Annotated in this window: 4 protein-coding genes, 1 pseudogene and 1 other annotated feature; of the genes and pseudogenes, 1 reads left to right on the forward strand and 4 read right to left on the reverse strand. The window is 35.8% G+C overall.

Annotated elements, in window-relative coordinates:
* Window positions 1–129: 129 nt before the first annotated feature.
* Window positions 130–1112 (forward strand): annotated as a pseudogene (locus FTT74_RS13710) (IS3 family transposase); the annotation flags it as partial.
* Window positions 168–284: a sequence feature (AL1L pseudoknot), on the forward strand. It overlaps the preceding pseudogene by 117 nt.
* Before the next feature lies 1 nt (window position 1113).
* Here the strand turns inward: FTT74_RS13710 and FTT74_RS13715 are convergent.
* From FTT74_RS13715 to FTT74_RS13730, 4 genes are all read right to left on the reverse strand, one after another.
* Window positions 1114–1347 (reverse strand): hypothetical protein, encoded by a 234-nt coding sequence (locus FTT74_RS13715; protein ID WP_179989173.1) that lies wholly within the window; start codon window positions 1345–1347, stop codon window positions 1114–1116.
* A 14-nt stretch (window positions 1348–1361) separates the two neighbouring features.
* Window positions 1362–1865, reverse strand: a complete 504-nt coding sequence (locus FTT74_RS13720) for a hypothetical protein (protein WP_179989176.1) — start codon at window positions 1863–1865, stop codon at window positions 1362–1364.
* Between the two features lie 90 nt (window positions 1866–1955).
* Window positions 1956–2642 (reverse strand): hypothetical protein, encoded by a 687-nt coding sequence (locus FTT74_RS13725; RefSeq protein ID WP_179989175.1) that lies wholly within the window; start codon window positions 2640–2642, stop codon window positions 1956–1958.
* 10 nt (window positions 2643–2652) lie between these two features.
* A partial coding sequence (locus FTT74_RS13730) for a DarT ssDNA thymidine ADP-ribosyltransferase family protein (protein ID WP_179989174.1) occupies window positions 2653–3702 on the reverse strand: 1050 nt, incomplete at its 5' end.

A 3702-nucleotide genomic window follows, 5' to 3' on the forward strand; every position in this document is an offset into this window, starting at 1 on the left:
AAAATCATTTGAATGATTTCTTCTTGGTCTACGTGCCATAAAATACTCCATATATTGATGTTTATAACATCATTTGAGGAGCAGAATATCACTTATAGGAGTTGTTCAAATTTACGGATCCATCTCTAAGAATTAAAGCGTGCCAATGAAATTCTACGCAAAGCAGCCGCTTTTTTCGCCCAGGCGGAGCTCGACCGCCCACACAAATAATGGTGGATTTTATCCATAACAATAAAAATCGATATGGTGTTGAAGCGATTTGTAGAATTTTACCGATTGCAGCTTCGACCTATTATCGGGCTTTAGATCTCGTTGATAACCCAGAACATCGAGCGAAACGTGCTCTGCATGATTTACATCATGCAGAGCAAATCAAACGTATTTGGAAAGAAAGTTTAGGTCGATATGGTGTACGTAAAGTTTGGCAAAAATTGAAACGTGAAGGCTATGTTATTGCACGTTGTACAGTTGCTCGATTGATGCAGAAGCTAGATATACAAGGTGTTTGGCGTGGTAAGAACAAACAAACTACCCGCAGCCGAGATGATCAAAAACGAGCAGATGATTTAGTGAAACGGAATTTTAGTGCTGATCGACCTGACCAATTATAGGTCAGTGACTTTACGTATATTCAAACCAATTCTGGCTGGGTCTACACCGCATTTATTATTGATGTGTTCTCGCGAGCAATTGTTGGATGGAAAGTATCAACACGGATGAATACAGATATGGTACTTGATGCACTGGAGCAAGCATTGCATGATCGAGGCATGCCAAAGAATGTGATTCATCATTCCGACAGAGGTATGCAATATCTTTCCATTCGCTATACTAATCGTTTAGAAGCAGCAAATTTACGAGCATCAGTCGGTACAACGGGTGATTCATACGATAATGCTCTGGCTGAAACGGTGAATGGCTTATACAAAACAGAGGTGATTGAATATTTAAAAGCAGATTGGCAAGGTTTAGCGGATGTACAACTTGCGACATTAAATTGGGTAGATTGGTTCAACAAAAAGCGTGTACACAGTGCACTGGGTTATGTATCGCCTTTTGAGTTTGAAGCAATGTACTATGATAAGATTAACCCGTTAGGTCAGGTGGCCTAACTTAAATAAAAAAGTCTCCGACAAACCCGGTACGGTTCAGCTTAACCTTAAAATGTAATCCGTATAACGCTGCGATCAGATCAGTTTGAAGATTGGGCACTTCGTCACTTGATGTGGTACTAATTACTGTACTTTGACTCAAGGTCAATAAAGCACCTATAACTTGTGATTGACCTGTGTATAAGGTAAATGGATATTCTTTTTGGGATAAATTATTTTCAATATGTTGGTTCATCCATATTTTCCTTTTCAAACATGTTCATCATTATGGACTATTTGATGAATATCAATTTTTTTCCAAGCTTTAGCCAATGTTAGCCAAGCCTTACTTTCTTTGGACCAAATACGACGGCATAATTCAGTCAGATCATTAAATTGTTGGTCTACTTCACTTGCAACGCCATATTCCCAATGTCCTTCGTAAACACGCTCTGTTAACTCACACATTTTTTCTGCGAGTTTATAATGTGTTTCAATTAGAGAATCTTCAGAAATATAGTCTTGTGAAAAGTGGCGAAGCGTTTCTTCAGACTGAGCAAGCAGTTCTTCCGTTTCCCATATCCATAGAGAAAAACAACGATCTGCGCTTAAACAATCAATAAATTGTTTAAAGTTTTCAAGTTTCGTCTTAAATGCAAGATTCGCTTTTATTAATGTTTCGATAGATATGAATCTCTCTTCAAAATAATGAGTGTCGATGTTTAAAGTATTTAAGTAATCTTTAGATTTACGGTCTAAGCCAATCGGTCTCATTTTCCCTCTCATTTTCTGTATATACGACACAGTTAATTGAAATTATTTATTTCACATCTATGGAAATGCTATTCAATTTGAATAGCCAATCTAAAGTAATAAACCATCACTTGTATTTTTAATCGTAAACTTCTCAACAAGTTTAATAAATTCCTCTTTAGGTGGGATAACACCATCAACTAACAAATTACGTTTCGTCAAAGCGACAAACAAAGCAATTGAATATGCTTGGCAGTTAATCGACTTTTGCGGGTTAAACTCAATATCAGTAAATGCATCATATGCAAGTGCTTGTTGCTTTAGGTCATCATTCAGATTGAGTGCATTCAAATAAATCCAGTCGTAAAAGGCTGTTTTAGGTTCAAGTTGCCAACGTGTGTCTCGATATTCAAAAGCAATCAAATTGCCTGAATTTTTAAGGCGCTCATCCTTTTTCGCATCTCGTGAACTCATATCCATAATGTCCTTATACGGACCACCTTCTGAAAATACTTTGGATGATTGAAAGATGCTCTCAACACTGATGTTTTTACCGCTCTTGGTTTTAAACATCAGATTGAAAGCGCTGAGTTGCGTTCCTAATTCAATTTCAGACTTGCTCGAAATCTCTAGAATCTTGGCTTCAGGATTCTGCGTACGATACGCTTCATGCAAGGATCGGATCGACTTTTGTTTTTGTGTGAAGTGCATTCCAGCAAACCATTCAAATTCAACATCGACAATATCTACAAGCGTAGCGCCGTCCAGTTTAGGTACAAATACTGGTCTTTTTGCCATGATGACTTCCTTATCTTTTCTCAAATACTGTTTTGTTAATACTGACCTTAAAGCCTAAACCATCTACCCATGATAAATTAGGATCTTCTTCAATCACATGAATCTCTTGAATAAATTCTTTGGGGATATTTCCTTGATAAAGAATTTCAGCCTGATTATCAAAGGTATAGGTTTCCAATGTCATTCCGATATTCGACTCAAACATATCTAAAAAAGCATGATGTGTCTTTCGTTCAGGAATACTTAAGTTTTTAACTTTAAAAGATGCAGCATTAAATTTATTAAATATCGCTTTATCCAAGTAATCATAATTGGTCAGATTAACTAAATTTAAATTTTTATTGCCCGTTAAAAGCTCAGGAGATATTTTTAATACAATCCAATCAGCTTTACCCGTTACTCTAGAATATTTGGCAAACATTTTAAAATTTGGATGACTAAAAGAAAGTGAAACAGAATCTGTTACACCATCCCAACGATTTTCATCATTATACTTATATTCTAAATGCTGCTCATCTAATGTTTTCTTTGTTAATAACCCCATTGTCAAAATCGACAATAAATTATCCTTATGTGTAAAGTGATAAATCGCATCTATCTTTTTCAATTTAGAGGGGTTAAATGACATTTGCTCAATAATCTTATTCCATTGCGCTTCATTCAGCTCTGAATTTGCATAGATACTTTTTTCCCAACTGTCGTATATACATTTCAGTTTTGGTAGCGATTTTTCACCTGTCAAATAATAACGAATATAGATAAACTCAACCAATCCTTTCGGCAGGGCATCTAACTTAATATCTAGTATTCGGCTAGATGTAGCTGGTATAGGTGGACAATTTTGGGGTGCTAATTGAGGAGTTTTACTCTCATTATCAACTCTTATAGAGTGTCTTTTCTTTAAACTTTCTTCAGAAGCAACTTTTGTTTTTAGGTAATCCCCCCTAAAAATAATTGAGTTTAAAAGTAGAAAATCGAATAACCTTGATTTAAGGAGATTTTCTATGAAAACATCTAAGTATTCAGACAGCTTGATCATGAGTATCTTGAAGCAAGCTGA

The organism is Acinetobacter sp. YH01007, assembly GCF_013420425.1.
Lineage (GTDB): Bacteria > Pseudomonadota > Gammaproteobacteria > Pseudomonadales > Moraxellaceae > Acinetobacter > Acinetobacter towneri.

Excerpts from the sequence above, each read along its gene's own strand:
- FTT74_RS13715 (WP_179989173.1), bottom strand. The coding sequence starts at position 1,347 with ATGAACCAACATATTGAAAATAATTTATCCCAAAAAGAATATCCATTT.
- FTT74_RS13725 (WP_179989175.1), bottom strand. The coding sequence starts at position 2,642 with ATGGCAAAAAGACCAGTATTTGTACCTAAACTGGACGGCGCTACGCTT.
- FTT74_RS13720 (WP_179989176.1), bottom strand. The coding sequence starts at position 1,865 with ATGAGACCGATTGGCTTAGACCGTAAATCTAAAGATTACTTAAATACT.